Here is a 1996-nt window from a genome sequence, read left to right as displayed (position 1 = left end):
TCGGCTCGCGGTTTACGCTCCACGCTTCCTTCCCACGGTTGGTCACCCTTCCGCAGTTGCGCTTCGCTTCGTTCGCTGTGGCCAGCTTACGGGAGGACTTGCACCTCCAGGAGTGCGCCCGTGCCGGGCGCACAAAAAAGGCCAGCACGAAGCTGGCCTTGGCAATCAAATTAAGACTTTTAGTACGTCACGTAAGCTCATTTCGGTTACTGTTATCCTCAGCATTTCAGAAGGCACCTCTGAGTCTAAAAGATATCTGGGCCATCCGTGTGCGCCTACAGCTTGCCAAAAAGACGAGAGAACTCTTGCCCTCTACAATTTAGCTATCGATAGCAATCTACGAGGCTGCGACCTCTTCAATTTACGAGTACGGGCTATAGCCCATGTTGCGTGCATATCTTCACGAGCCATTATGATACAGCAAAAGTCACATTGACCTGTCCAGTTCGAAATTACCGAGCAAACTCACATCGCTATTATCTACTGGATACAGCTTGCTCAGCTCCGGAGCGAAGACTTCTTGTTTTCCAGCCGAATCAATAGCGCAAAGCATCTATCCACGCGCCAATATGCCCGTATTGTGAAAGCCTGGGTCACCGAAATGGGTCTAGATGCGTCAATCTATGGCACACACTATGCGGCGCACCAAATCGTCTCTGATATATCGACGCACGAAAAACTTAAGGGCTGTACAACTGTTCCTAGGTCTCCCGAAGTTGGAAAGCCACAACCGGTGAGGTAAACAGTGCCTAATGTGATAATCGGAAAGATAAAAATCTGACGTGAACGGTTTTATGAAAAAATAAACATCAGTCCGCTTTTTCCAAGTCGTTTATGAGCTGTTTCATTTCCTCAATTTCGCGACGCTGTGCAGCAATGATTTCATCTGCCAGCTCACGGACACGCGGATCTGAAATTTTCGCTCGCTCACTGGTCAGGATCGCGATTGAATGATGGGGAATCATTGCTTTCATGTAATCGGTGTCATCTACGGTAACCTGGCTACGGACGATCCATAATGCAGCAATGAAAAGCACAGCACTGCCTGCATAGATGGCGATGTTTATCTTTTTTTTCTGATACATATTGAGCATAAAGCTCAACATCACTACCGCCATCACAGCCCCCATGACAAGAGCCATCCATGCTCTAGTTTCGCTCCAGAAAACATGGTCAAAAGCGTACGTGTTCAGATACATCAACCCATACATAATGATTGTCGATGTAGCGACCATTGCGACGAAACGCCAGTAAGACATTTTCATAGATTTTTCCTTTAAAATCAATATAATAATGAAATTATCGCATGATGCCTACGTACTCGTATTTTGCGATTTTGAGCGGCATGGGAGTACTGATACACCGGTTCAGCTCAGCTCGTTTCAATAGGCAGACCTGCTGCGTTCCAAGCCGCCCATGACCCTGGCGTGTTCGCCACGTCGGAGAAGCCAGCTCGCTTCAGAAGGCTGGCGGCAATCGAGGCTCGATAGCCTGATCCGCAGTAAGTGGCGATGGTCTTGTTCGGATCTAATTTATCTAGTTGCTCGGCAAGATGGACGACGTAAATATGCTTTGCGCCCGGTACTCGTCCATTGGCAACCTCATTGGGACTACGCACATCAAGCGTAAGCGTTCATTCCAAGACGTAGTTGACCTACTTCACGTCCCGGAGAGGTCTCAATAACTCCGGCGAGACCTTGTACTGCTTCCTGCCATCCTCATCCAGCACGATCACGCTCTTGCGGTTGATCTTGGTGACAATCCCCAGCACGGGGCCTTCCCGGCTCTCGAAGGTCACTTTCAGGCCCACCCGCAACTGGCTCAGCGCCTGGAGGTTCTCCCGGTCACGCAGTTCATCAATTCGCCGGCAGATGTATTGATTCAGTTCCAGCAACTGGTCGATGCTCATGTCGTCAATGCGCATGAACGGTGGCCTCCGGCTGTTTGTTCTGTCGGTCAGGATGGCGTGGATCGATCAGCGCCCGTAGCGGATTCT

At 49.8% G+C, this 1996-nt stretch carries 3 protein-coding genes; all 3 read right to left on the bottom strand.

Features of this window, described 5'->3' with window-relative positions:
- Nucleotides 1–809: 809 nt before the first annotated feature.
- Nucleotides 810–1265 (bottom strand): DUF305 domain-containing protein, encoded by a 456-nt coding sequence (locus tag HALA3H3_RS13685; RefSeq protein ID WP_022522170.1) that lies wholly within the window; start codon nt 1263–1265, stop codon nt 810–812.
- A gap of 107 nt (nt 1266–1372) precedes the next feature.
- The gene (locus HALA3H3_RS27845) at nt 1373–1618 is read right to left on the bottom strand and encodes a rhodanese-like domain-containing protein (RefSeq protein WP_022522169.1); all 246 of its coding nucleotides are present in this window, start codon (nt 1616–1618) and stop codon (nt 1373–1375) included.
- Nucleotides 1619–1654: 36 nt separating this feature from the next.
- Nucleotides 1655–1924, bottom strand: coding sequence for a hypothetical protein (locus tag HALA3H3_RS13680; RefSeq protein ID WP_022519664.1), 270 nt, complete (start codon nt 1922–1924; stop codon nt 1655–1657).
- Nucleotides 1925–1996 lie beyond the last annotated feature (72 nt).

Origin of the sequence: Halomonas sp. A3H3 (assembly GCF_000982975.1) — a bacterium.
Taxonomy (GTDB): domain Bacteria; phylum Pseudomonadota; class Gammaproteobacteria; order Pseudomonadales; family Halomonadaceae; genus Vreelandella; species Vreelandella titanicae.
The sequence above is the reverse complement of the archived record's forward strand: the minus strand, read 5'-3'. Positions and strand labels throughout refer to the sequence as shown.